Source organism: Bradyrhizobium sp. ISRA464 (genome assembly GCF_029910095.1).
In the GTDB taxonomy this organism is placed as follows: domain Bacteria; phylum Pseudomonadota; class Alphaproteobacteria; order Rhizobiales; family Xanthobacteraceae; genus Bradyrhizobium.
Window position 1 is genome coordinate 7,313,791 of record NZ_CP094526.1, and the last position, 23,505, is coordinate 7,337,295.

The following is a 23,505-nucleotide window of genomic DNA, read 5'->3' on the forward strand; positions in this document are numbered from 1 at the left end:
CTACTAAACGTCATACCGACCGAGAAGCTGAGGGGCAATGTCTCGGCTTGTCAAATGGCCGTCATGATGAATGAAATAATCTGCAATCGAGCCTGTGCTCTGACGTGATCGCTTGCCGATTTCCCGGCGGGTTGGGATCGCGGGCACATTCATCCACACGCTTGCACCGTCTCCCCTCGGACGTGAGATGCGCGCGATCGGCGGTCCCTTGCGGCTGTCTTGGATCTGAAACCAGGGACGAAAGCATGCAGTCCGCCGTGAATGTCGAGACGATGCGTTCACGAACCGACGCCGCCGTAGCGACCGACACGGAGGCGCCGACAGCGCCGGCGGGCCGAACCGTCCCTGGTTGGCCGCTCATCGCTATCGTCGCGACGTCCGGTTTTGCCGGCCTTGGTTATGAGATCGTGTGGACGCGCCAGCTCAGCCTCGCGCTCGGAACCGAGATGATGGCGGTTCTCGGATCGATTGCCGGCTTTTTTGCCGGGCTTGCGCTCGGCGCCTTCACCCTCGACGGCCTGATCCGTCGCGCATCCTCACCTCGACACGTCTATGCCGTCCTCGAAGCGGTGGTCGGCACATGGGGCTTGGCCGCAATCTGGCTGCTTCCCGCTGCGGGTCGCATGCTGGCCCTTCTGATCGGGACCGCCCCGCCGCCGGTGCTGCTGTGGGCCGCTAGCTTTGCACTGCCGACGCTCGCGCTGCTACCCGCAACCGTCGCAATGGGCGGCACCCTCGCCGCATTGGAACGCATGACGCGGGAAGCTCGGCGCAATCCAAAGGTCAGTGCCGGCGTCTACGGCGCTAACACCGCCGGCGCGGTGGCCGGAACACTTGTCTCCTCCTTCCTCCTGATCCCTTCGCTTGGATTCTCCGGGACCTTGATCTGTCTCGCCGGACTGAACGGGCTGTGCGCACTGGCCGCCCTCATGACCGGATGGACTCGCGATCGCAGCCCGCCCGAATTCGAGAACCCGATCAGGCTCGGTTTCGGCGACCTGCGACTCGGCGCCACGCTCTTCACCACTGGCCTGTTGGGAATCGCGTTCGAGGTCCTTGTCGTCCGGCTTGCCGCACAGCTCATGCAGGACACGGTGTATACGTTCGCCGGTCTCTTAGCGGTCTATTTGCTCGGCACGGCGGCCGGCGGCCTCATCTGGCAGCGAGTCGGACGCCATACCGGAAGCGAAAGCCTCGTTCCGCTATTGGCCGGAACGGCGGCCGCCTGTCTAATCACCGCCGTCTTCACGCCTTTCATTGCCAGGATCGCCGATACCGCGGGCGAAGCCGGAATCGCGGGCGAGCTCGCGATTGCGATGGTGCTGTTCCTGTTGCCCGCCACCGCGATGGGTGCCCTGTTCGGCCACCTCGCCCAACAGGTGCGCGATCGGCGAGGGTCGCTTGGCTGGGCGGTGGGCGTCAACAGCATCGGGGCGGCGATCGCCCCGCTGGTGGCAACTCAAGCCCTCATCCCGGCATTCGGCGCCTGGACCTCGCTCGTCCTGATCGTGCTGGGTTACCTGCTCCTGCTGCCGATCAGGCGCGCTGCAGTGCTTCAAGCGGCGATCCCCGCATGTATCGCTCTCGCCCTGCTGCTTCGGCCTGCGCCAACCCTCGTCAAGGTACCAGCTGGAGGCAAGCTGCTCGCCGTCAGAGAAGGGTCGATGGCGACCGCGAGCGTCGTCGATGATGCAACCGGCGCTCGTTATCTGGAGGTCAACGGCCGCTTCCGCATGGGCGGCACGAGCTCCGTCCGCTCCGACCATCGCCAAGCCATGCTACCGCTGCTGCTGCATGAACGCCCGCGTAAGGCGTTGTTTCTGGGTATCGGGACCGGTGCGACGGTGGCTGGCGCCACGCAGATGCCTGACCTCAAGGTCCAGGGGGTCGAACTGTCGCGCGAGGTCGTCGACCTATTGCCCTGGTTTGCCAATCCGGCCGTCACCGGTGAACCGCCTAGGCTGACCGTCGCAGACGCGCGCCGGTTCGTGGTCGCCGATTCCGACAGTTACGACGTGATTGTCGCCGATCTTTTCCACCCAGCGCTCGACGGAAGCGGAGCGCTTTACACCGTCGAGCATTTCGCAGCCGTCAAGGAGCGATTGGCGCCGGGCGGTATCTTTTGCCAATGGTTACCACTATACCAGCTCGATCTGCCGTCCCTCCGCGCGATCATTCGCGGATTTCTTGCGGTCTATCCCAACGCTTCGGCGTGGCTCAATCATTACAGCGTCCGCACGCCAATGCTCGCCTTGATCGGTCCGAGCAATGAACGCCATCTCGATTTGGGCGCGCTCGCAGCACGGCTGCTCGATCCTCGCATCCGGTCGGCTGTTGGCCCGCTGGGATTCGACACACCGATTGACCTGCTTGGTCAATTTCTCGGCGGCCGGAACGCCCTCGCTTCGTTTGCCGGAGAGGGCCCGCGCAACAGCGACGACTATCCCTTCGTGGCATTCGATGCACGGCGAAATGTGCTCGCACTGTCGGCGCCGCCATGGTCGCTGCTGCTTTCCGTCGTCCGCGCAATTCGGCCCGAGCCGGCCGAATTGCTGGCTCCACCGGAACGCGAAATCTGGAGCGATCGACTGACCGCTTACTGGCAGGCGCGAAATCGCTTCCTTGAGGCCGGTGCGGCCCTGCCGGGTGATCCTCGCGGTACCGCGCTGATCGCCGCCGCGGCTCCAGGACTACTGGATTCGGTTCGCCTCAGTGCCGAGTTCGACCCCGCTTACGGGCCTCTGATGGGCATGGCGAAATCCTTGATATCATCCGATCGCGCGGCCGCTGCACGCCTTCTGCGCGCAATCAACGATGCGGCGCCGTCGCGCACGGATGCCAAGGAGCTGCTCGCCCGCGAATTTGGCGAGTAGCGGATGCCACGCCCGACAGGGCCACTTAAGGCGCAAAGGTGATCCGGTAACCCCAGCAATCAAGCTGGTTGGGGATTGCGTTGAAGGCGATCGTCATCCGCTGCTCGCCTTGGTTCGTCGGCACCTCGTGATAGAGGTAGCTCGGAAAAAGAACCAGATCGCCCGGTTCGACTTCAGGCAGCTTGTACTTGCCCGCGTTGTACGGTCCGATCGTCGCGCTGCGCGTGTGATGGCGGAAGGAAAATTCAAAACCGCCCGGAGGCCGCACAAACACCGTGTTGCTCGCAGGATGCGAAGGCGTCAGATAGAGAATACCCGAAATGAAACTGTTCGCGTGGGAATGCAGCGTCTGGTTTCCCCCTGTCTCGAGCATGTTGGTCCACATCTCCTTGACCGACCATGTCAGCCTCTCGCCGAACAGCAATTCTCCAAAATCGATGAGCTTGGGGATCGTCCGATCGGCGATTTCCTGAAACAGATTGTTTTCGCGCGGATCGGCAACCTGGGTGTGGAAGAGCTGTCCCGAACGCAGATTGGTTTCGATCTTGGCGCTGCGGATGACCGAAGCCGCCGCGTCGATCAGTTCCGGAGGAAGAAGTCCCGGCGAACGCATCACGGGAATCGGAAAAAGCCCCTCGATCTGGTCCATATTTCAAAGCCCACGCCGGTACTGAAAATGTGAGTGGACGATAAAGCGGGTGAGAATGACATTGAGATGACGCACCCGCCCGCAAGTGCACATTCTCACAAGGAAAATACTTCAGTTGCCCCGACCTGATTGAAACTTGCTACCAACTTCGGTGGGGTACTCGTTGGGGCCAAGCACATTCAGCTTCGTTCCCAAGGGATAGTCGTGACGCAACTCCCGGACTTCCAGGATCGCGCTCTCGGCAAACTCCATGCATTCGTCGAACTCACCATTGCCGGCTTCGGCCAGCGCCCGCTGCAAATATCGTTCGGCAAAATAACGGGACATATGCTGCACGGGCAAAGTCTCCGCCAGCGCACGCGCCTCCTCCACCTTTGCATGACATTCTTCGCTGGTGGGTTCAGAGCCGGCAGCAACAGCCCGAGCGATGCCCGCCGGCGCAGCGCCCCACGCCAGGTAGGCGGCAAAACAGAGCGCGAACATATTCATCCGGCACAACATAGGTCGATCCATAGTCCTGATGGCCGGAAGGCGCATGGCAAAAGTCCCGTCACTTGTCTCCGGACAAGAAACTGGCGGGGCACAACGTGCCCCGCCAGCGATAGCTTCAGTTAGAGCTTAGTTCTTGCTGGCAAGGTTCTGGGCGAGCTCCGCGTTCTTTTCAACAAGCAGCTTCGGAGAACCTTCCGGCCGGACAAAGATCGGATTGGCGTAGAACCAGAGGTTCGAGTAGGCCTGAACGTCGTGGGTCACCTTCTTCACGCCGTTGACGGCCTCCATGTGCGCCGGGCAGGCCGCGTCGGAGCAGTCCACCTTGGCGTTGTTGGAGTCGAGCAGCGGATTGCCGGCGCTGTCAGTGACGTTCGGCGTTGCGGGCGGAATGTTCGTTCCGCGAGCACGAATATAGAACGGTGTGTTGCCCGCCACGAACGTGGTCGTGAAGCGCAGCCGGGTCGAGCCGTCCTTCTGCTTTTCACTGTGCATCTGCGTGGCAGAAAACTGCTGCGAGATGGCCGTGGTCGTGTTGTACACGATCGCCGCGCCGGCAACACCCGCAGCATTCGGCTGCGGCCCCTTATAGAGCGGGTTGGTCGGATCGATCGGACCGGTGATCTGACCGGTGATCAGATCGACGTGGTCGAGTGACGGCTTGTTCAGCGGCTGGCTTATGCCGGCCTGAGCAAGCAGCGGGTTGTTGAAGCTGTACGGACTGTTGTTCCTGGCCGGAACGGTCATCTCCATCTCGACCTGGATCTTGTCGCCTGGCCTCACGACCATGGTTTCGCCCATCGTCTTCCAGCCGCCGTCACGCGGAGCCTTGGCGCGGAACACCATATCCGGTCCGATAATGTCGCCATTGACGGAATACGAGTTGCCCGAACGCATGCCGTCGATGATCGACTGCGACGAGAAGTTGTCGGTGTTCGGAACGTAGAGCTTGGTGTATTCGCCGGGCATGAAGTCCGACGACGTGGATGCGTCACGAGCACCATACACACCACGCTCGTGCCAGTCGGAGCTGACGAAATTGAAGAAGTTGCGGCCTTCACCGAGCATACCGTCCCACAGGCCGCCGACCTTGGCGGTGTAGACGCCGGCCATGCCGTACGTGCCGCCACCGACCGCGCCCGAGCCGTAAGAGCCAGAACCGCCGTTGAGGCCGCCCTGCGCCATGTGGCCGGGCGATTCGATGCCGAATGCAACCGTCGGAGCCGCGTTGTTGAAATCGCGGAAGCTCTCGATGTTGAAGCCTTTGTTGCCGGTCGAGCTGAATGGCCCCTGCCGTTCGGTATGGGTGGGGATCGCATACGAATCCCGCGGGTGGTTCGCCTGCAGCCACTTGAGGCCCGCAAGCGCCTTGGCATGACCGGCATCGCCGGAGTTGTTGACGTTGTCCTTGCCGGTCCAGACCTGCTGATTGTTTGCGTCAACCGGACCAATGGCGTCGGTGTCGCTGCGGTCGAAACGAAATTCGAATTCGGCCATCTTGCTGGCGTTGCCGGAATTGTAGCCGGCCGGGGTCTGACCGGAGAGCACCGCGACGTCGGTATGCTCGTGCCCCGGGGTGACCCATTCCAGACCCTCGACCAGAACCTTCCTGTACATGTGGGTGCGGCCGACAATCATCGGATATTCGACTTCCTCGATCGACTGCCAGCGCCACATGTTGTTGCCATTCGGCGTGCCCTTGAGGCTGGTGACCGTGACGCCGTCAATGGTCTGGCCGAGCGTCTGATCCCAGGTATGAGTGGTGTCGCCCGGAAGATTGGCGCTGTTGTCGCTGAAGCGGCAGTCACGGTTGCCCGAACCGCCATGGTTGCCAAGCGTGAACCAGTCGAGATCGAAGTTCTGGCCGCCGCTGGCGGCGACACCGGAAGCGACCGAACGATCGACGGAGTACTTCGCCGACACCGAGCCGTCGGCGCAGGTGTTGTGGTTGTGCATGTCGCCCGCGACATACGGATTGCCCTTCGGCTTCGGATCAGCCGCAGCCGTCTGCGTCAGCGCCAGCGAGGCAGCCGCTGCAGTCACCAGGATTTTGGAAGTAGATGCCATGATAATAGCCCCAGTAAATTTTCATCGATATTGAGGACGATGCTGCTCGCGCAATCTCCGCGTCCGCGCCGGACCAAAGCAAAACTCGAATACAGTTTGGTGAAGGTTTTATTTTGAGTGGCCGTCGCGAACCGAATTCGCTGAATTTCTAGCTCAAAGAATTTTTCGCGATTTTTTTGTCGCGGTCGGTGACAAGACATGCAGCCCGTTGCATAAGACTGCCACCGTCAACAAGCGAACATCGCAAGATGACAGCTTTGTGAAACAGATATGTCGAAGTCAGTGATGTCCGACGCCACGCAAGCTTTCGCAATATCGCCAAGCCAACAGACCGATCGCTGTGCAGAAAATGCTGCAGATACCGCAACACGCCCCTCACGCTCGATTGCGTCATCGGTCATGCAGTTTCTGCAGCGCGAACCGCTGGTGCATTTCGCCATTCTCGGCGCATTGATCTTTGGCGCCGATGCTGTTCTGCATCCGCCCGCGAAGGATGACAAGGCCATCACGGTAACCCGGGCGCTCCGTCAGTCCTTCATCGATGGTTTCGACGAGGACAAGGAGCGCACTCCCACCGATGCCGAACTGGCAAGCAGAATCGAGAACTGGGTCGCGGACGAGATCCTCTATCGTGAGGGGAAGGCGCTCGGCGTCGATCGCGGCGACGACATGATTCACGACCGCATCGTCTTCAAATTGAAGGAATTGCTCCTCGAGCAGGTCCACGCCGCGCAACCGACCGAAGCACAATTGCGCGGGTGGTTCGCAAAAAATCACGAGCGGTTCGACCAGCCCGAGACGGTCGGCCTCTACTACACGCCCGCCGCCGATGAAGTGACCGCGCGACGGTGGCTCGACGACATTTTGTCGCAGCGCGAATCCGAGGAGATCCGCAATCAGACGCGAGCGATTCTCGCACGCCCGGTTGCGAGCCTGTCTCCTGCCTTCGGCGAAGCCTTCCGCGACGGACTCTTGAAACTGCCGCAAGGAGAATGGAGCCTGCTGCAATCGAAGGACGGGTGGCACGTGGTCCGCCTGGATTCCCATCGCGAGGGTACGCTCGCCAAATTCGAAGACGTGAAGGAGCAGGCCACAAAGCTCTGGCTCTCGGAAGAAACAAACCGACAGGCATGGGAGGCAATCAATCGCCTCAAGGCCAGCTATAAAGTGCGTTACGAGTGATCGCCATGCGATGTCTGTGGGGGTTGCTCGTATTCGCCGCTGTCATCCTGCCGTCGCAAATCAAGGCGCATGAAGCCTCGCTGGGCGTGCTGCAGTTCCGAGAGGTGCGGCCCGGTGCATTCATCGGCCGCTGGCTCGCCGAGCCGGGCATCGGCGCGAATCGCGTCGACTTGCGGGTGCCACCGCACTGCTTCCTCCAGATGCCGGAGATGAATTGCGGAAAGAAAGGACTGATTGGCTCGATCAGCATTCCCAATCTCGGCTCCGGCCTGTCGGCCGTGCTGATCAAGGTTCTGCCTATCAAGGGCGAGCCGCAAAGCTATACGCTTTCAGCCGCCAATCCGTCCGTTTCGCTGCTGGGCGGCGATGCGCCGACATGGCAGACCTGGCTCGAACTCGCCAAGACCTATGTGAACTACGGCATCGACCACATCCTTCTCGGAGCGGACCATCTGCTTTTTGTGCTGGGATTGATCTGGATCGTACGCGGCGGCTGGAAGCTGGTGAAGACGATTAGCTCCTTCACCATCGGGCACAGTGTCTCCCTGGCCCTTGCCGCGTTCGGCGTGATCGGCCTGCCCGAGGCCCCGCTCAACGCGTGCATCGCGCTGAGCATCGTGTTCGTCGGCGTCGAGATCGTGAAGCAGCAGCGCGGCGAGATCGGCCTGACCGCGCGCTATCCCTGGGCCGTCGCGTTCGCTTTTGGTCTGGTCCATGGCATCGGCTTCGCCGGCGCGCTGGCGGGACTTGGACTCGAACGCCGTCTGCTGCCTGCGGCACTGCTTTTCTTCAACGTCGGCGTCGAAATCGGACAGGTCGCTTTCGTGCTGCTGGTGCTGGCCTTGATGTGGGCGCATCGGCGGCTGAACGCCGTGTTGCCGCGCTGGGGCGATGCTCTCCCCGCCTACGGGATAGGCTCGATCTCGATGTTCTGGTTCTTTGGCCGGCTTGTCCGGGTTCTGGTGATCACATGACAAGACGATTGCGAACCATGTCGATTGGTTGCGCCAGCAGGATTCTCGCAGCCAGTATGGTCCTGCTACTCGCGCAGCCGGCGTTTGCACATGAGCAGTCAGGCGTCGGCGGCGGCCTCACGCAGGGGCTGCTTCACCCTCTGACCGGCATGGACCATCTGATCGCAATGGTGGCCGTGGGAATTTGGGGCGCGCAGCTTGGTGCGCCTGCCCTTTGGGTGCTGCCCATCACATTCCCCTTGGTGATGGCGCTTGGCGGTGTCCTCGGCGTCATGAAGATCCCGTTGCCGGTGCCGGAAGTGGTGATCGCCTTGTCAGCCCTGGTCCTCGGCGCGGCGGTTGCTCTCAGGCTGCGCGTGCCGTTCGTGGTGGCGGCCGCCATCGTTGCGGTATTTGCGATCTTTCACGGCCACGCACATGGAGCAGAGCTTCCGACCTCTGCGAACCCTTTGGCTTACGGCCTCGGGTTCGTCATTGCCACAGGCCTGCTCCACTTGTGCGGGATCACGATCGGAACATTGACCCAGTGGCGCACGGGTGAACTCCTGATCCAGGGGCTCGGAGCGATCATCGCCCTCCTCGGAGGTTATTTCCTTGTCCAAACTCTTGGAGCGGTCGCATGATCGCTGCAACCCGGCGGATTTCGATCGCGGTCGGAGTTCTGTTCGCAGGCATGCGGCCGGCGGGCGCGCATATCGTCTCGTTGCGGCTCGGTGATTTCTATGAAGGCGCCCTGCATCCCCTTACGGACCTTCAGGACCTGATCTTGTGGATCTCGCTCGGTGTGCTGGCCGGGTCGCTCGGAGCAGCAAGGGGGCGCTGGTTGGTCCTGGTCTTCCCGGTGGGTCTGTTGACCGGGCTGCTCTCAGCCCACGTTCTCGGCACATTTGCGGGAGGCCCTGCCGTGAACGCCTGCATGACTCTTCTGGTCGGGCTGCTGCTCGCGGCTGCGTTGCGCATTCCCACGCTCCTGTTGTGCACGATGGCGTTCGTCCTCGCGGTCATCCGTGGAGCGGCAAATGCCGGTGACCTCGTGCCGCAGACCGATCGACTCCTGTTTGCGGCTGGACTGGCCGGCCTCGGCTATGCCGTGATCACGCTTGTCATGGCATTGACCGTCACGTTCAGGGAAACTGGCTCTTCGATGGCATGGCACGGCATCGCAATCCGGGCCCTCGGAGGCTGGATCGCGGCAGTCGGCATGATGATGACCGGCCTCTCGCTCGCCTCGTGAATTCGCGTCGCGAACTTTGCGGGACGGAGCTCAAGTCGCGCGCCAGGCTCGGCAGCGCACACCAGGTTCGGCGCGTCAAGGGAACGCGAGCGGCCCTCGCCTGAACACGCGGCACGATAGACAACGATGGACACGAGCCAGGCGATCACGAGCAGCCCGACCACCGCGAAGGGATCAACGGCGACGAGCATCCGCGTCAACGGGCTCGACTGCGCCAGGCGACGGCCGGGCCGCCCATTACGCAATCAATTTATTTCTGTCATGTTCCGTCGCTAAGTAGTTCGCCTTTATGGGATGTGATCGTCTTCGCGAACGATCTGAGGCGTCAACCCCGGTCGGAATGGCGAAAACAAATATGGTACGCGTCGGCAAGGGCCGGTACCCAACGATCCGTCGCAGCCTCGGTGCTGCATTTCTTCTGACTTCACTGGGCCAGCTCGCGTCCTGCAACTCGGCGACCATCGGCAACGGCGTGGACGCGGCCCAGGTCGACATCTCCGACAAGGTGCGCTCGCTGGACATCCTGCCGCGCCAAACGCAGCCGGTGGGCATCGGAACGCGCACGGCCGGCCAGGACGGCGCCAGCCTCCGCCCAGTGATGTACGAAGGTACCGAAGTCGGCGCCGTTTCCGACGACCGTCCGCAGATGGCGGCGGACGGCAACGGATTCGATCTCAATTTCGAGAACACACCGGTCGCGACGGTTGCGAAGGTCGTGCTCGGCGACATCATGCATGTCGGCTACACCATCGATCCGCGGGTTCAGGGGACCGTCAGCCTCGCCTCGGTCCGGCCGGTGCCGAAGTCCGACATCGTCTTCGTTCTGGAAAACGCTCTGCGGTTGAGCGGCATCGTGCTTTTGCGCGACACCACCGGCTATAAATTGACGCCGCTTGGCGATGCGATCGGCGCCGGACGAATCGATACGGCCAGCGGCGGCCTCGAACCCGGGTTTGGCGTGTCGGTCGTCCCCTTGCAATATGTCTCGGCGCAGACGCTGCTCAAGCTGATGGACAGCTTTGCCACCAAGGCGGGCGCGGTCCGAGCCGACGTCACGCGCAATCTCATCTTGATTCAAGGCACGGGTGCCGAGCGCCGTACAGCCGTCGATACCGTGCTGAGCTTCGACGTCGACTGGATGCGCGGCCAATCGGTAGGGATCTTCCCGATCTCGAGCGGCTCGCCTGCGCCCATCATCGCGGAATTGGAGAAGCTCGTCGATTCCGGAGAAAACGGTCTCAGCCAGAACGTCATCAAATTCGTGCCCATCGCGCGTCTCAACGCCGTCATGGTCGTCACGAAGAAGGCCGACATACTGCGCTCCGCGGCGAGCTGGATCAAGCGGCTCGATCGCAACGACACCGCCCGCACCACGGTCCACGTCTACCGGGTGAAGTACGGCGAGGCGCGGCAGATCGCGCGGGTTCTGACCGACATGTTCCTGGGAGGGGCCTCCTCCAACCTGCTGGACAGCGTCGACAACCAGATGGCACCGGGATCCGGCGGTACGACGCTGTCGAGCGGCGACCGCCTGTCGCTGAGCGGCAACGCCCCGGCGACCATGAACAGCTTCGGTTCGCGAAGCGGCCTTGGCACGGCCGGCGCTGGCCTCGGCGCGCAGACCGCCACGGCCGTCCAAGCTCAGCAGGCCGCCAGCGCGAGCCAGGGCGGAGCCGGGACTACGCCGCTCGACAGCAGCCGCGGCACCGGCAACGAACGGCCGATGATGCAGGATGTGAGGATCACGCCTGATACCGTCAACAACACGCTGCTGATCTACGCCGACCAGGCGAATTACCGTATCATCGAAACGACACTGGTGCAGATCGATCAGCCGCAGTTGCAGGTCGCCATCGATGCGACGATCGCCGAGGTCACGCTCAACAATACCCTCGCCTACGGCGTTCAGAGCTATCTGACCAGCCGGAACCTCGGGTTGAAGCCGAACACCGGGTCCATCCTCAACACCCAGGCGTCGAGTGCGCCCGCGACCACCGTCGATCCTGCGACGGGCGCCGCCACCGTTGCCGGGTCTGTCACCAACGCCTTCATCAATCGCGCGTTTCCCGGCTTCAATTTCCTGATCGGTTCGGAAACCCAGCCGAGCTTCGTCCTCGATGCCCTGCATTCGGTCACGAGCGTCAAGGTGCTGTCCAACCCGTCGCTCGTGGTCATCAACAACCAGGTGGCGACGCTGCAGGTCGGCGACGTCGTGCCGGTCTCCACCGGCAGCGCGACGGTGCTGACGACCAGCAACACGGTCGTCAACACCATCGACTACCGCAACACCGGCATCATCCTGCGAGTCTCCCCGCGCATCAGCGTCAACGGCAGCGTTCGGCTCGACATCGAGCAGGAGATCAGCAACGTGCCGCCAACCAGCGCAGGCAGCCTGACGCCGACAGTCTCGGAACGGCGGGTGAAGAGCCAGATCTCGGTGGCGAACGGGCAGACGGTGCTGCTGGCCGGCCTCATCAGCGAGCAGCAGAGCGGCTCCCGAAACGCGATTCCCGTGCTCGACCAGATTCCCGGGCTTGGCGACGCCTTCGGGCATCAGAGCAACGGGACGCAGCGCACCGAGCTGATCATCTTCATCCGGCCCCAGATCATCCGCGACGGATCGGATGCTCATATGGTGGCCGAAGAGCTTCGATCCAAGCTGCGGCGCAGCATCGCCACGACCTCGACAAATGCCCCGATCACGACCAGCCTCCACTGAGCGCTTCGTACCGTTCTCACGCCACGCGCCGTGCTGCGATGCGCGCGACCGCTGCTGCTCGCCGCGCTGTTAGGCGCGATTGCCGCGCCGGCCGCGCGCGCCGCCTCGCTGGCGCAAGGCGCCGCGGCGTTCAATCGCGGCGATTACGTTCGCGCCTACCGCGAGCTTTCGCCGCTCGTCCGGCTCGGCAACGCGAAGGCGGCAGGGCTGCTCGGCTTTATGTATGACCATGGGTTCGGTGCACCGCAGGCCTACGAGGCCGCGGTCGACCTCTATACGCAGGGCGCGATCCAGGGCAATCCATTTGCCCGGGCCATGCTGGGTTGATGTAAGATCAGGGCCACTGCGTCCGGCAGGATTTCGTCCTGGCTTATACTCGCTGGACCTCGCAACGGCCCGCACCCATGGGCGCGAGCGGAGCGCCTATGCGAGATTTCGCGGCGCGGTCGCGTCGAAAATGTCGCGGAACGAGATCGTCACCGGCCAGCGCCTCGCCCTCGGCTGGACTCCGCTCGTTCCCGCCGGGCGAACCTAGCCTTTACGGCTCGCACCCTGAACGTCGAAAGACCCTAGACCCTAGAATTGCGTTGGCGAGCAATGTCGCAGCCGTTTGAAGGCAAGCACGCCCCTCAGGATGCTACTTTAGTCTCACCCAAGAACAGGGCCTGCCAATCCCCGCCCCGATGGAGATGTGCTCAACGTGCGCTCACCAGAGCTCATCGTCGATGCGCTGTAGTTGCTGCTCTCTCCGCCAGTCTCGACGACGGCCGGCCGGCCCGCAGCGCAGCAAGCACGTCGGGAATGACTGTCACCCGGGCCGTCATTGAATTTCAAATCCACCACTCCCAAGTGTCTTGGTGAGACTAAGAAAACGGAGGACTCGGCTCACAAACAACAGGGAGGACCTCATGGCCCGCATAACTCGACGCAAGCTTCTTGCGCTTTCCGGTGGGGGCGCAGTCGCGGCAAGGACCGGTGGAATAGCTTCAATTCTCGCCCTGAAGCAAGCGCCGGCCTACGCACAAGGGACGACGATCCATTGGCTGCGCTGGAACGATTTCGTTCCTGCGTCAGACGAGGTGCTGCGCAAAGTGATCACACCCGAATGTGAGAAAGCGCTTGGCATCAAGCTCAACATCGAGATGATCAACGGCAATGACATCCAGGCGCGCACCACCTCGGCAATTCAGTCCGGCAATGGGCCGGACGTGATCTGCGCGCTCAACAACTGGGCCCAGCTCTATCCCGAGAGCGTCGTCGATGTGAGCGACGTGGCCGAGGAGATCGGCAAGGCGCAAGGCGGCTTCTACGAGGAATCACGCGTCGTCGCCAATGACGGCAAGAAATGGATCGCGGTGCCGTGGTGTGTACTCGGCGCGCAATTGGCGTACCGCAAGTCCTGGTTCGCGGAGATCGGTTACGACGCGCCGAAATTCCCACAAACCTGGGAGGAATACCGCGAGGCCGGCAAGAAGCTCAAGGCCAAGGAGCGGCCCTTCGGTCAGGCGGTCAGCCACAGCTTTGGCGACCCGCCGACTTATGCCTATCCGTATCTTTGGTCATGGGGCGGCAAGGAGGTCGAGGCGGACGGCAAGACGGTGGTGCTGAATTCGAAGGAGACGGTCGATTCCGTCAACTTCGCCGTCGGCTTCTGGAAGGACGCCTATGACGATGGCGGGCTCGCCTGGGACGACAGCAGCAATAACCGAGCCTTCCTCGCAGGCACGATCAGCAGTACATTAAACGGCGCCTCGATCTATATAGAGGCCAAGCGCAAGCCCGGGGTCTATCTTACCGAAACCGGCACGCCGCTTTTTCAGGATATCCTCCACGCGCCGCTCCCAAAGGGCGCCGCCGGCCAGTTCGGCTATCATCTGCCGATGTCGAACATGCTGATGAAGTATGTGAAGGACCCAAAGCCCGCCAAGGAGTTCCTGCGCTGGATCACCTCGAAACCGGTCTATCAGCCGTGGTTCGATTCGCAGCAGGGTTATTCAGTTGGGGCGACCACAATCTGGGAGAAGGACAAGCTCTGGGACAAGGACCCCGTGATGTTGCCGTTCCGGACAGCAGCGCGGGCCGGGCGTTTCCCCGGTTATGCCGGACCGGCCGACCGGAAGGCAGCCGAGGTGCTGAGCAAGTACATCATCGTCGACATGACTGCCAAGGCGATACAAGGCATGCCGGCGCAGGACGCGGTGAAATGGGCGCACGACGAGGTTGCGAGGGTCCATGCCGCTTGAAGCATCTGCCTCGGCGCAGTAGGTTTGTTGCCGCCCGAGTGCTGCCGCCTGCGGGCGCTGCGCTCCGGCCGACCGTTCGGAGAGGTGCTCGATGGTCGTCGAATCCGTCGTCGCCGCAAAACGTTATGCTACCGCGCCGCGGCGCGGCGCCGTCACGCGAGTCCTCGAGAACGAGCGCTGGTTCGCCTTCTTCTTACTGCTGCCGACGGCGGTGCTGCTTGGCCTATTCATGGCTTATCCCTTCGTCAAGGGCGTGCTGCTTGCCTTGAGTGACGCCAAGGTCGGCGTACCCGGCAGCTTCGTCGGACTGCAGAATTTCGCTGCACTGCTGAACGACAGCATCTTCAGGATCGCAGTCTGGAACACCATCGTCTACACGGTGGTGACGACCGTGTTTAAGCTGGCTCTGGGCTTGTGGCTTGCTCTGCTGCTCAACCGGCATTTCAGGGGGAAGGCCGTAACCCGCGCCTTCGTCCTGTTGCCCTTCATCATCCCGACCGTGCTGTCGACCTTTGCGTGGAAGTGGATGTTCGATCCGACGTTCAGCGTTATCAACTGGACTCTCTTTCACCTTGGCATCATCCGCACCCGCATCAACTGGCTGGGCGATCCCGGACTTGCGCTCATCTCGGTGATCATCGTCAATATCTGGCGCGGAGTTCCGTTCTACGCGATCAGCTTGCTGGCAGGGTTGCAGACCATCAACCCGGAGCTGGCCGAGGCGGCAGCGATCGATGGAGCGCGACCTTGGCAGCGCTTCCGCTACATCACCTGGCCGCTGTTGCTGCCGGTCACCATGGTTGTTGTGTTGTTCTCGGTGATCCAGACCTTCGCCGATTTCCAGCTCGTCTATGTGCTAACCGGCGGCGGACCGGCCAACGCCACGCAGCTCTTCGCCACGTACGCCTATCAGATCGGCGTCGGCACGGGTCTGCTGGGCGAGGGCGCGGCGATATCGCTCGCCATGTTTCCGGTGCTGCTCGTCGTCGTCGTCGTGCAGCTCCTCTATATCCGCCGCGTGGAGATACACTGATGATCGAGGGCGCGCGTTGGCGACGTTGGGTCTTCTTCAATCTCCCGCTCGCGCTGTTCGTGCTCGGGCTGCTCTTCCCGTTCTATTGGATGGTTGTGACGACGGTGCGGCCGGACGCCGAACTCTATCGGCCGTGGATGGCGCCGAACTACACACCCTTCTGGACGCTTCATCCTACCTTTGACCACATCCGGTACCTGCTGGATGAGACGCTGTTCAGCAGGTGGATGCTGAACACCTTCTTCATCTCCGTGCTTGCGACGGCGATCTCGCTTTTCTGCGGGCTCCTCGCGGGTTACGCTCTCTCCCGGCTTAAATTTCCGTTCGCCGGCAGCCTCGGCACCGGCATCTTCATCACCTATCTCGTACCGCAGACGCTGCTGTTCATTCCGCTCGCCGATATCATCCGTAACTTTCGCCTCGGCGATACGCCCTGGGCGCTCATTCTTACATACCCCACGTTCCTCATCCCTTTCTGCACCTGGCTGTTGATGGGCTACTTCAAGGCGATCCCGCGCGAGCTCGAGGAATGCGCACGCATCGACGGCGCGACGCGGTGGCAAGCGATGGTCTACATCGTCTTCCCGGTCGCCGTGCCGGGCATCCTCTCGGCCGGAATCTTCGCCTTCACCCTGTCATGGAACGAGTTCATCTATGCGCTCGTCTTCCTGTCCTCGCCGGAGCAGAAGACGGTCTCCGTCGGCATCACGTCGGAGCTCGTCCGCGGCGACGTGTTCTACTGGGGTTCGCTGATGGCCGGCGCCCTTCTTGGTTCCGTACCAGTGGCGCTGATCTATTCATTCTTCGTCGAGTATTACGTCGCCGGCATTACCGGGTCCGTCAAGGGGTAACCACAATCCGCCGAAGGGTGAGCCATGGCTCGGGTCATCATACGGAGCTTGAACAAGAGGTTTGACGGAGTCCATGCCGTCAAGGACGTGAATCTCGAGATCCATGATAAGGAATTCGTGGTTCTCGTCGGTCCCTCGGGCTGCGGCAAAACGACGACGCTCCGTATGGTGGCTGGCCTCGAATCGATTACTTCGGGTGAGGTCCTGATCGGCGATCGGGTTGTCAACGAGCTGCCTCCGATGGATCGGGACATCGCCATGGTGTTCCAGAACTATGCCCTTTACCCGCACATGAGCGTCTACGACAACATGGCCTTCGGCCTAAAGATGCGGGGGTTCGACCGCACCGAGATTGCCAAGCGCGTGCAGGCTGCCGCCGAAATCCTCGGCATCCAGGAACACCTGCAACGCAAGCCGCGGCAGCTGTCCGGCGGCCAGCGGCAGCGCGTCGCGTTGGGCCGCGCCATCGTACGGCATCCGCAGGTGTTCCTGTTTGATGAACCGCTATCGAACCTCGACGCCAAGCTGCGCATCCAGATGCGAGTGGAGATCAAGAAGATTCACGTCCGCCTCGGCACCACCGCGATCTACGTGACACACGATCAGGTCGAGGCGATGACGCTCGGCGACCGCGTGGTGGTCATGAAGGATGGTGTCGTTCAGCAGGTGGGGGAACCGCTCGAGCTCTACAACGAGCCCGCTAACCGCTTCGTCGCAGGCTTCATCGGCTCCCCAGCCATGAATTTCGCCACGGTAGAGATGGCCGACGCTGAGGGTGCCCTCTGGGCTCGCCATGAGGGCATCCGCATCAAGCTGCCGGCGGGGATCGGGGACCGGCTCCGGCAGTATGTGGGAGAGAAGGTCACACTTGGGATTCGGCCGGAGGATCTTCGCGTCGCGTCTAGCAGCGACACGGCGGACCTTAGCTTCGATTCCGTGGTCGAGGTCATCGAGAAGCTCGGCTCCGAGATTCTCCTGGACGTGAAGGTAGGCCCCAACACGATGGTGGCCGCAGTGGAGCCGACCGTCAAAGCGAAAGTTCATGACCGCCTTCGCCTCGCGGTGAATCCTGACCGGCTATACTTCTTTGACGGAGTGTCGCAAGCGGCAATCTGAAAGCTTTTCACGTTGACCGAGTTTGCCGCTACCGCCTGGTGCTGCTGGTCGGCGACGAGCCCTATTACAGCCGCGTCGGCTTCAAGCCGGTCCTGATAGGGCGCGTCACCATGCCGCGCCCGGTCGACGCCAGCCGCATCCTGGTGTTCGAGCTCGTCGACGGCGCATTCGAGGGCGTGTCGACGCCCGCCGGCGCCACTAGAGCAAGGCGCTGGGCTAGGTTGGGGCATGTGCTCACAGGGCCGACAAAGCCAGCATCGAGAGCAGCAAGCCCCCGATGCCGGTGGTAGCAAGTGCCGTGATGAGGGCACTTCGAGAGCGAGTTTTCCCGTTTAACCGCTTCCGCCTATTGCTGCACTCTGCAGAGACATCTGACACTCGCGAGGCTATCTCGGCTTTTGCAGTGTCACGCCATAATGGCTGTAGATTTTGTCAATTGTACCGTCAGCACGCAGCCGCTCCAACGCGTGATCAATTGCCTCGCGCAGGCTGTCATCCGGGCGGACCATGCCAACCGCGACATTCCAGCTAAGGCTCGGCTCGCTCTCGTCGAGGCCCAGGATGCGAACGGCCTTTTCGGGGTGCGTCAGATTGTAGTAGCCAGCCACCGTCGGCGTGACCGCCGCGGCATCGATTTCATGGTTGGCCAGAGCCTCGAGACTGTCGGCTTCAAACCCGAAGGTCGATGTCGGCACATGCCGCTGACCGATCATCATGGCGGCGACCGATCCGACCTGAACCCCGACCTTGGAGTGCTCGTCGAGACTCTTGAACGAGGTGAGCTTGCTCGACGCGGGCACCGCAAGCGCGACACCCGTGTGATAATAGGGTTTTGAAATTCTCAAATGGGTTTCGCCTTGAGCTTCGGGATCGGCAATGACATCCAGAACAATGTCGCAGCCCGCACTGCGCATCTGATATTGCGTAATAGTCCAGTCGGGCCGCAGCGAGACGCCGAGCTCGCGGGCCAAGGCTTGCCCCAGTTCGATCTGAAACCCGGGAGGATCACCGGCCTTGCTCGCGAACGGAAGCGAGTTGGGATGCGCACACAGGCCGATCACCCCGGCCGATCGGATGGCGTCGAGGGATCGTGCGTGCACTGGAGTCGTCAGTTCGACAATGATGCACACTAAGAGAACTGTCTTCATTACGTGTTCCAGTGCGGATGGCTCGGATCTCGGCCGGCTTCAACCCTCGTGAGGCTTGAGACCCCGGATGTACTTGATGATCTCATCGATTTGCGCATCGCTGAAGGTTGCTCCGAACGCAGGCATCGCGCCCGCCTTGCCGTTCTTGATACGGTTGCGAAGAAAGTCGTCGTCGTGGGAGTCGTTCATGAGCTGCGGCCCCTTGCCGGCCTGGCGGCCTCCGTCGGAGTGACAAAAGCCGCAGGTCGATGCGAACAACACTTCGCCATTGACATTCTCATTTCCCCCGGCAGCGCCGCCAGGCTGCTGCGCTTGGGGCTGTTGCTGCGCCAGAGCCGGCATCGCGTCTGCCAAATAGGCCAACGCCATCACCGGCAACAGCGCCACGATTTGCCACTTCAAATTCATGACGTCCGGCTCCGTTGTCGTGAAGTCGCTCCTCCCGCTTCAACGCACTGGGAGCGAGCTTGCGCCCGCTCCCTGACAAATCGTGCCACTAGCCTATCTCAGGCTGTAGACGATCAGGGCGCCGTCGTCGCGCGGCATGCTCTTGTAAACGCCGCCGAAGGTCGGTGCGTAGTCATCCGACAGCATGCCGCCGAAGCCCGCGGTGACGGCGATATATTGCTTGCCGCCTACGTCGTAGCTGATGATTCCGCCCTGATGACCCGTGCCGTCGGAGTGGTTCCACAGCTCGGTTCCTGTCTCGGCATCGTAGGCATGAAGGATACCGCGCGAGTCAGGCACGAACACGAGATTTCCCGCGGTCGACAGGACGCTGCCGAGCGGCGGCTCGGGGTAGCGAACTTCCCACTTCTTAGCCCCCGTCACAGGATCGCGCGCATCCAGGTGGCCATAAATGTCGCCGCTAGGAGTAGGCGCCAACTTGAAGTCGGCGCCGATGTTCAGCTGGGCCTGTGGGACGGTCACCGGCGTCGTCTTCATGACCGTGAGGTTCATGCACCATTCCTGGCCAAGCTTGTAGTAGAGGCCCGTCTTGGGATTGTAGGAGCCTGAGTTCCAGCTGAAGCCGCCACCAATGTATGGGCACAGCGGCGGGTCGACTTTCCCCGCCGTGAAGTCGCGGCGGCCAATCAGTTCGCCGGTCTTGGGATCGATGTTCTTGACGAAATTACTGTTCTCGACGAGCCGCCAGACGTTCTTCAGGCCGGCGTTGCGGTCATAGACAAAGACGTAGCCGCTCTTGTTGGGGTGCACGACGAGCTTCTGGCCGTCGCGTTCGAGCATCACGAACTCTCCGACGGCGCTATCGAAGTCCCAAGCATCGTGCGGCAGCTCCTGATGATAGAATTTCAGCTTGCCAGTATCGATATCGAGACCGATCACCGAGCTCGTATAAAGGTTGTCGCCCGGGCGAGCACCCTGCGTCTTGTAATCGTTGCCCGACCAGTCGTAGAGCGGCGCCGGGTTGGCGGTGCCCCACCAGACGGTGTTGGTCTCGGAATCGTAGGTGCCCGGCATCCAGCCGCCACCCCCGCCGGTGCGCCAGGACTCATTTCCCCATGTCTTCATGGCTTCGTCGGTGCCAGCAACCGTCAGAAACTCCCATTTCTTTTTGCCGGTGGCGGCGTCGACAGCAAAGATCGGGCCGCGGCCCGGCCATTCGCCACCCTGCGCGCCGATGATCACCGTGCCTTTGGCATAAAGCGGCGCACCGGTGAAGCCGACGGTCAGCTTCTCGGAGTCGAGCAATTTGTTCTCCCACTCGACCTTTCCGGTCTTCATGTTCAGCGCGATGAGACGACCATCTACCGTGCCGACATAGACCTTGCCTTCACCGATCGCGACGCCACGATTGTAGGGGGAGTGGGTCTGCCGAGCGATCAACGCTTCGTCCAGTTCCGGGAAATAGGACCAGATCACCTCGCCGGTGGCGCCATTCAGTGCAAAGACACGACTATAGGAGCCCGTGTAGTAGAGCACGCCGTCGGCCACCAGCGGCATTGACTGTAACCCGCGGGTGGATCGTCCCGGAATATGGATCCAGGCGACGCTCAAGTTGCCGACATTGCTGGAGTTGATCTGGGAAAGCGGACTGTAGTGATAGGATTTGTAGGAGCCGTGATAAGTCAGCCAGTCGTTCTGACCGCCAGCTTCGATTCGAGCGGTATCGACCGATTGAGCTGACGCTGGTCGTGCAGCAAGCGTCGCGCTTATGGCCACGACGACAGGTAAAGAGTAATACCCCCATTGCCTTTTCATGGGAACTCCTCCGCTTTTCCATTATGTTGGATGCTGGACGCGAGCGGCGCCCACGGTCGAGTAGGCGTATCGGCTCCTCACGATCACACACGCGCCAGCACGACCGTTTCACTACTTTCGCAGCTGCTGGTGCCCACCGCGTCGCTCCGATAGCGTACGATGGATTGAATCCACTGCCAATCGTGAAGTCGATGAGGTATGACTGTCAGACTGTCAGCATTGCTGACCGTCTGACCGAACAAGCCAAATGGCATTCACCGGAAAATCTTGATGTGCCAGACGCTGGAGCAACAGTGCGAGCATACGCAAGGTCGCGCTCTTCCCGAAGCCACTGCCTTTTTACGACGCGGCACCGACGTACGACGCTTCGAATAGAGCGACGTCCTGGGGCGGCCTTCCCATAGATCAAATAATTGCGTTGGTGAGGATTCGCTGGTAGCGGCGTTCCTGCCAGACTGATGCTCGTGCGAGCTCTGAGCGAGGTCAATGAACGACCGCAACTATGCCGGAAGGAGGATACCGGTGTTGCGCAAAATGCACTAAGATGCCCATACGCATCACCGAAAACGCATGCGCTGAGCGATTTGCAGAGCGCGTTCGCTCTGTCGGCATGGGACACGCTCTAGCTATCGCGTTCGCATCGAGACGTGTGGATGGCAGCTGAACAGCTCTCGATTTTTTCCGATAGAATGTCAGTCGCGTCGGCGATCAGTGTGGCGTCCGGCGCGTCGTGCGTACTTCAACGAACTGATCGACGCGGGATATCGCTTAAGGCGATCCTTTCGGGCTGACGCCGGCTTGGCAGCGGCAGCGAGGATTCTAGCGAAGCGAATGAAAGGCGGTCTACCTGAAGTTGCTCCATCGAACTCGCCGGCCTTATGCCGGATTGCAGTCAGATCATCTCCCTTCCACCACAAACATGCGGAGGAAATCATGACAACTCCACTTACGTTTCGTGACCATGACAACAAGGCTGGCGGCCTCGCGCGCCGCACCTTGCTGAAGGGCGCGGCGGCCGCGCTCGCTGCGACCGCGGCAACCAAAGCTTCCGCCGCTGAGATGGCGGCGCCGCTCGGAGAGACTGGCGCGCCGACCAGGCTGACCGGTCGGCTGCCGTTGGGGCCATTGCCCGGAAGCCGCTATCCCGATCCCCACGTCGAGAATGCCAAAAAGCCGCAGGTCTCGTTCGGCGCCGCCGGTTTCCCAGGCTTTGCCGGTACTACAGCGGTCGAGCGCGTTGCAACCGGAATGCGCTGGGCTGAGGGGCCCGTCTATTTCGCGGCCGGCCGCTACGTGCTGTTCAGCGATATTCCCAACAACCGCATCATGCGATTCTGCGAGGACGACGGGCACTTGAGCGTCTACCGCCAGCCCTCGATGAACTCGAACGGCAACACCATCGATCGGGAAGGACGCTTGATCACGTGCGAACATAGCGGGCGCCGCGTGACCCGGACCGAGCTCGACGGCTCGATCACGATCATCGCCGACAAATACAACGGCAAGAAGCTGAACTCGCCGAACGACGCGGCTGTCGCATCCGACGGTTCAATCTGGTTCACCGATCCGGTGTACGGGATCGGCGGCTATTACGAGGGCATCAAGGCCGAGCCAGAGCAAGCGAAGCATAATGTCTTCCGTGTCGACCCGAAGTCCGGCGACATCAAGGTCGTGGTGGATGACTTCGTCGAGCCCAATGGCATTGCATTGTCACCCGACGAGAAGAAGCTCTATGTGATCGATACCGGATTCACGGATAGTCCGAGCAACCCGTGCCATATTCGCGTGTTCGACGTAGACGTTGCCACCGGAAAGGTGTCGAACGGCAAAGTCGTTGTGGAGATACCCAAGCCTGGCATTACGGATGGCATGCGCCTTGATACCGCCGGCAACGTCTGGTGCTCGTCAGGCTGGGGGGATCCGAACGAGGACGGGGTGCGCTGCTACACGCCGGGCGGCGATCTGCTCGGCAAGATCCACATACCTGAGACCGTCGCCAATCTGTGCTTCGGCGGTCAGCAGCGAAATCGGCTCTACATCTGCGGCTCGACGTCGCTCTATGCGGTCTACACGAGTGCGGTGGGCGCGTTGAAGCCGTGAGGCCGGCAAATATCGGCAGCCAAATCCTAGGAGTCGTCCGTCAAGAAAACCCATTTGAGCGCTGGCGAGCCGACGAAGAGCCGGCCTGAACGTGGAAGCGTCAGCCAGGCGAGGACGAGATTGTAGGCGATAGCGTGAGGACGAGGTTGACGACCTTGTCCTCGCGCCCTGAACCGCCGAGCGGGCCAGAAAATTCGCGCGCTGTTCCACCCCCATACACCTCTATAGCCCACACATTCGTGACTCGCTGTTCCCAATCTTTCCGACCGTGACCGACACTTGCCTCGACGTCGGCCAACGGGGAAGACCCGCATGGCCAAAGCGGCGCTCTTGACCCGAATGTATGGTCCGGCCGCGCGTTGCAAGAGGTTTCGGCAACCTGTCAGATGCGGTCTTGCATCAATGTATCCGGCCTCTGATTGGAGCGTGCTGTGCTCCGGGCCATCATGGATATCAGCACGCATTCGAGCTGATTAGCGGACAGGCCTCGAACGGGCCATTCGGGTCACCAGTGTTCGCATGCGCCGGGAAGACCGATCTTCCATCGTCGTCGCATCCTCTCGCAGACCTCGGCGGGTAAGGGATGTTGGTTACATCATCTCGA

At 61.7% G+C, this 23,505-nt stretch carries 18 protein-coding genes and 1 pseudogene; 13 read left to right on the plus strand and 6 right to left on the minus strand.

What is annotated here, in order from left to right; translation table 11 throughout:
* The first annotated feature begins 659 nt into the window (after window positions 1-659).
* Window positions 660-2,873: a spermidine synthase gene (locus tag MTX19_RS33820; RefSeq protein WP_348638372.1), complete on the plus strand. Its 2,214-nt coding sequence runs from the start codon at window positions 660-662 to the stop codon at window positions 2,871-2,873.
* A gap of 25 nt (window positions 2,874-2,898) precedes the next feature.
* Here MTX19_RS33820 and MTX19_RS33825 read toward each other — a convergent pair whose 3' ends face one another.
* The 3 genes from MTX19_RS33825 to MTX19_RS33835 form a co-directional block, all read right to left on the minus strand.
* Window positions 2,899-3,522 (minus strand): 2OG-Fe(II) oxygenase family protein, encoded by a 624-nt coding sequence (locus MTX19_RS33825; protein ID WP_280981087.1) that lies wholly within the window; start codon window positions 3,520-3,522, stop codon window positions 2,899-2,901.
* Between the two features lie 111 nt (window positions 3,523-3,633).
* Complete coding sequence (locus MTX19_RS33830; protein WP_348638240.1) at window positions 3,634-4,011, minus strand: hypothetical protein; 378 nt, start codon at window positions 4,009-4,011, stop codon at window positions 3,634-3,636.
* A gap of 129 nt (window positions 4,012-4,140) precedes the next feature.
* A complete protein-coding gene (locus tag MTX19_RS33835) occupies window positions 4,141-6,081 on the minus strand; it encodes a hypothetical protein (RefSeq protein ID WP_280984971.1) in 1,941 nt (646 codons plus the stop codon).
* A 282-nt stretch (window positions 6,082-6,363) separates the two neighbouring features.
* Between MTX19_RS33835 and MTX19_RS33840 the strand changes: the two genes are divergently transcribed.
* From MTX19_RS33840 to MTX19_RS33890, 11 genes and pseudogenes are all read left to right on the plus strand, one after another.
* Window positions 6,364-7,260 carry a peptidylprolyl isomerase gene (locus MTX19_RS33840; RefSeq protein ID WP_280981088.1) on the plus strand — a complete coding sequence of 299 codons (897 nt, stop codon included), beginning with the start codon at window positions 6,364-6,366 and terminating at the stop codon, window positions 7,258-7,260.
* A gap of 5 nt (window positions 7,261-7,265) precedes the next feature.
* Window positions 7,266-8,234, plus strand: coding sequence for a HupE/UreJ family protein (locus tag MTX19_RS33845; protein ID WP_280981089.1), 969 nt, complete (start codon window positions 7,266-7,268; stop codon window positions 8,232-8,234).
* Between the two features lie 56 nt (window positions 8,235-8,290).
* Window positions 8,291-8,857: a HupE/UreJ family protein gene (locus MTX19_RS33850; protein WP_280981090.1), complete on the plus strand. Its 567-nt coding sequence runs from the start codon at window positions 8,291-8,293 to the stop codon at window positions 8,855-8,857.
* Window positions 8,854-9,468 (plus strand): HupE/UreJ family protein, encoded by a 615-nt coding sequence (locus tag MTX19_RS33855; RefSeq protein WP_280981091.1) that lies wholly within the window; start codon window positions 8,854-8,856, stop codon window positions 9,466-9,468. The genes MTX19_RS33850 and MTX19_RS33855 overlap by 4 nt, the downstream gene beginning before the upstream one ends.
* 340 nt (window positions 9,469-9,808) lie before the next feature.
* Complete coding sequence (gene gspD, locus MTX19_RS33860; protein WP_280981092.1) at window positions 9,809-12,187, plus strand: type II secretion system secretin GspD; 2,379 nt, start codon at window positions 9,809-9,811, stop codon at window positions 12,185-12,187.
* 30 nt (window positions 12,188-12,217) lie between these two features.
* Window positions 12,218-12,514, plus strand: a complete 297-nt coding sequence (locus MTX19_RS33865; protein WP_280981093.1) for a hypothetical protein — start codon at window positions 12,218-12,220, stop codon at window positions 12,512-12,514.
* Window positions 12,515-13,095: 581 nt separating this feature from the next.
* The gene (locus tag MTX19_RS33870; protein ID WP_280985674.1) at window positions 13,096-14,430 is read left to right on the plus strand and encodes an extracellular solute-binding protein; all 1,335 of its coding nucleotides are present in this window, start codon (window positions 13,096-13,098) and stop codon (window positions 14,428-14,430) included.
* Window positions 14,431-14,521: 91 nt separating this feature from the next.
* On the plus strand, window positions 14,522-15,463 hold the full coding sequence (locus MTX19_RS33875) for a sugar ABC transporter permease (RefSeq protein WP_280973835.1): 942 nt from the start codon (window positions 14,522-14,524) through the stop codon (window positions 15,461-15,463).
* Window positions 15,463-16,314 (plus strand): carbohydrate ABC transporter permease, encoded by an 852-nt coding sequence (locus MTX19_RS33880; RefSeq protein ID WP_280973836.1) that lies wholly within the window; start codon window positions 15,463-15,465, stop codon window positions 16,312-16,314. The genes MTX19_RS33875 and MTX19_RS33880 overlap by 1 nt, the downstream gene beginning before the upstream one ends.
* Before the next feature lie 24 nt (window positions 16,315-16,338).
* Complete coding sequence (gene ugpC / locus MTX19_RS33885; RefSeq protein WP_280981095.1) at window positions 16,339-17,430, plus strand: sn-glycerol-3-phosphate ABC transporter ATP-binding protein UgpC; 1,092 nt, start codon at window positions 16,339-16,341, stop codon at window positions 17,428-17,430.
* 29 nt (window positions 17,431-17,459) lie between these two features.
* A pseudogene (locus tag MTX19_RS33890) lies at window positions 17,460-17,612 on the plus strand (N-acetyltransferase); the annotation flags it as partial.
* Window positions 17,613-17,816: 204 nt separating this feature from the next.
* Here the strand turns inward: MTX19_RS33890 and MTX19_RS33895 are convergent.
* From MTX19_RS33895 to MTX19_RS33905, 3 genes are all read right to left on the minus strand, one after another.
* Window positions 17,817-18,578 carry a transporter substrate-binding domain-containing protein gene (locus MTX19_RS33895; protein ID WP_280981096.1) on the minus strand — a complete coding sequence of 254 codons (762 nt, stop codon included), beginning with the start codon at window positions 18,576-18,578 and terminating at the stop codon, window positions 17,817-17,819.
* Window positions 18,579-18,617: 39 nt separating this feature from the next.
* Entirely contained in the window at window positions 18,618-18,986 is a 369-nt protein-coding gene (locus MTX19_RS33900; protein ID WP_280981097.1) for a cytochrome c, read from the minus strand.
* Window positions 18,987-19,079: 93 nt separating this feature from the next.
* A complete protein-coding gene (locus MTX19_RS33905) occupies window positions 19,080-20,801 on the minus strand; it encodes a PQQ-binding-like beta-propeller repeat protein (RefSeq protein WP_280985675.1) in 1,722 nt (573 codons plus the stop codon).
* A 933-nt stretch (window positions 20,802-21,734) separates the two neighbouring features.
* Here MTX19_RS33905 and MTX19_RS33910 point away from each other — a divergent pair.
* Entirely contained in the window at window positions 21,735-22,901 is a 1,167-nt protein-coding gene (locus MTX19_RS33910) for an SMP-30/gluconolactonase/LRE family protein (protein WP_280981099.1), read from the plus strand.
* Window positions 22,902-23,505: the final 604 nt, after the last annotated feature.

What these genes read in the sequence shown, in the direction of transcription:
- MTX19_RS33900 (WP_280981097.1), bottom strand. Translation starts at nt 18,986, where the DNA reads ATGAATTTGAAGTGGCAAATCGTGGCGCTGTTGCCGGTGATGGCGTTG.
- MTX19_RS33840 (WP_280981088.1), top strand. Translation starts at nt 6,364, where the DNA reads ATGTCCGACGCCACGCAAGCTTTCGCAATATCGCCAAGCCAACAGACC.
- MTX19_RS33870 (WP_280985674.1), top strand. Translation starts at nt 13,096, where the DNA reads ATGGCCCGCATAACTCGACGCAAGCTTCTTGCGCTTTCCGGTGGGGGC.
- MTX19_RS33825 (WP_280981087.1), bottom strand. Translation starts at nt 3,522, where the DNA reads ATGGACCAGATCGAGGGGCTTTTTCCGATTCCCGTGATGCGTTCGCCG.
- MTX19_RS33850 (WP_280981090.1), top strand. Translation starts at nt 8,291, where the DNA reads ATGGTCCTGCTACTCGCGCAGCCGGCGTTTGCACATGAGCAGTCAGGC.
- ugpC (WP_280981095.1), top strand. Translation starts at nt 16,339, where the DNA reads ATGGCTCGGGTCATCATACGGAGCTTGAACAAGAGGTTTGACGGAGTC.
- MTX19_RS33880 (WP_280973836.1), top strand. Translation starts at nt 15,463, where the DNA reads ATGATCGAGGGCGCGCGTTGGCGACGTTGGGTCTTCTTCAATCTCCCG.
- MTX19_RS33875 (WP_280973835.1), top strand. Translation starts at nt 14,522, where the DNA reads ATGGTCGTCGAATCCGTCGTCGCCGCAAAACGTTATGCTACCGCGCCG.
- MTX19_RS33905 (WP_280985675.1), bottom strand. Translation starts at nt 20,801, where the DNA reads ATGAAAAGGCAATGGGGGTATTACTCTTTACCTGTCGTCGTGGCCATA.
- MTX19_RS33830 (WP_348638240.1), bottom strand. Translation starts at nt 4,011, where the DNA reads ATGAATATGTTCGCGCTCTGTTTTGCCGCCTACCTGGCGTGGGGCGCT.
- MTX19_RS33910 (WP_280981099.1), top strand. Translation starts at nt 21,735, where the DNA reads ATGACAACTCCACTTACGTTTCGTGACCATGACAACAAGGCTGGCGGC.
- MTX19_RS33845 (WP_280981089.1), top strand. Translation starts at nt 7,266, where the DNA reads ATGCGATGTCTGTGGGGGTTGCTCGTATTCGCCGCTGTCATCCTGCCG.
- MTX19_RS33855 (WP_280981091.1), top strand. Translation starts at nt 8,854, where the DNA reads ATGATCGCTGCAACCCGGCGGATTTCGATCGCGGTCGGAGTTCTGTTC.
- MTX19_RS33895 (WP_280981096.1), bottom strand. Translation starts at nt 18,578, where the DNA reads ATGAAGACAGTTCTCTTAGTGTGCATCATTGTCGAACTGACGACTCCA.
- gspD (WP_280981092.1), top strand. Translation starts at nt 9,809, where the DNA reads ATGGCGAAAACAAATATGGTACGCGTCGGCAAGGGCCGGTACCCAACG.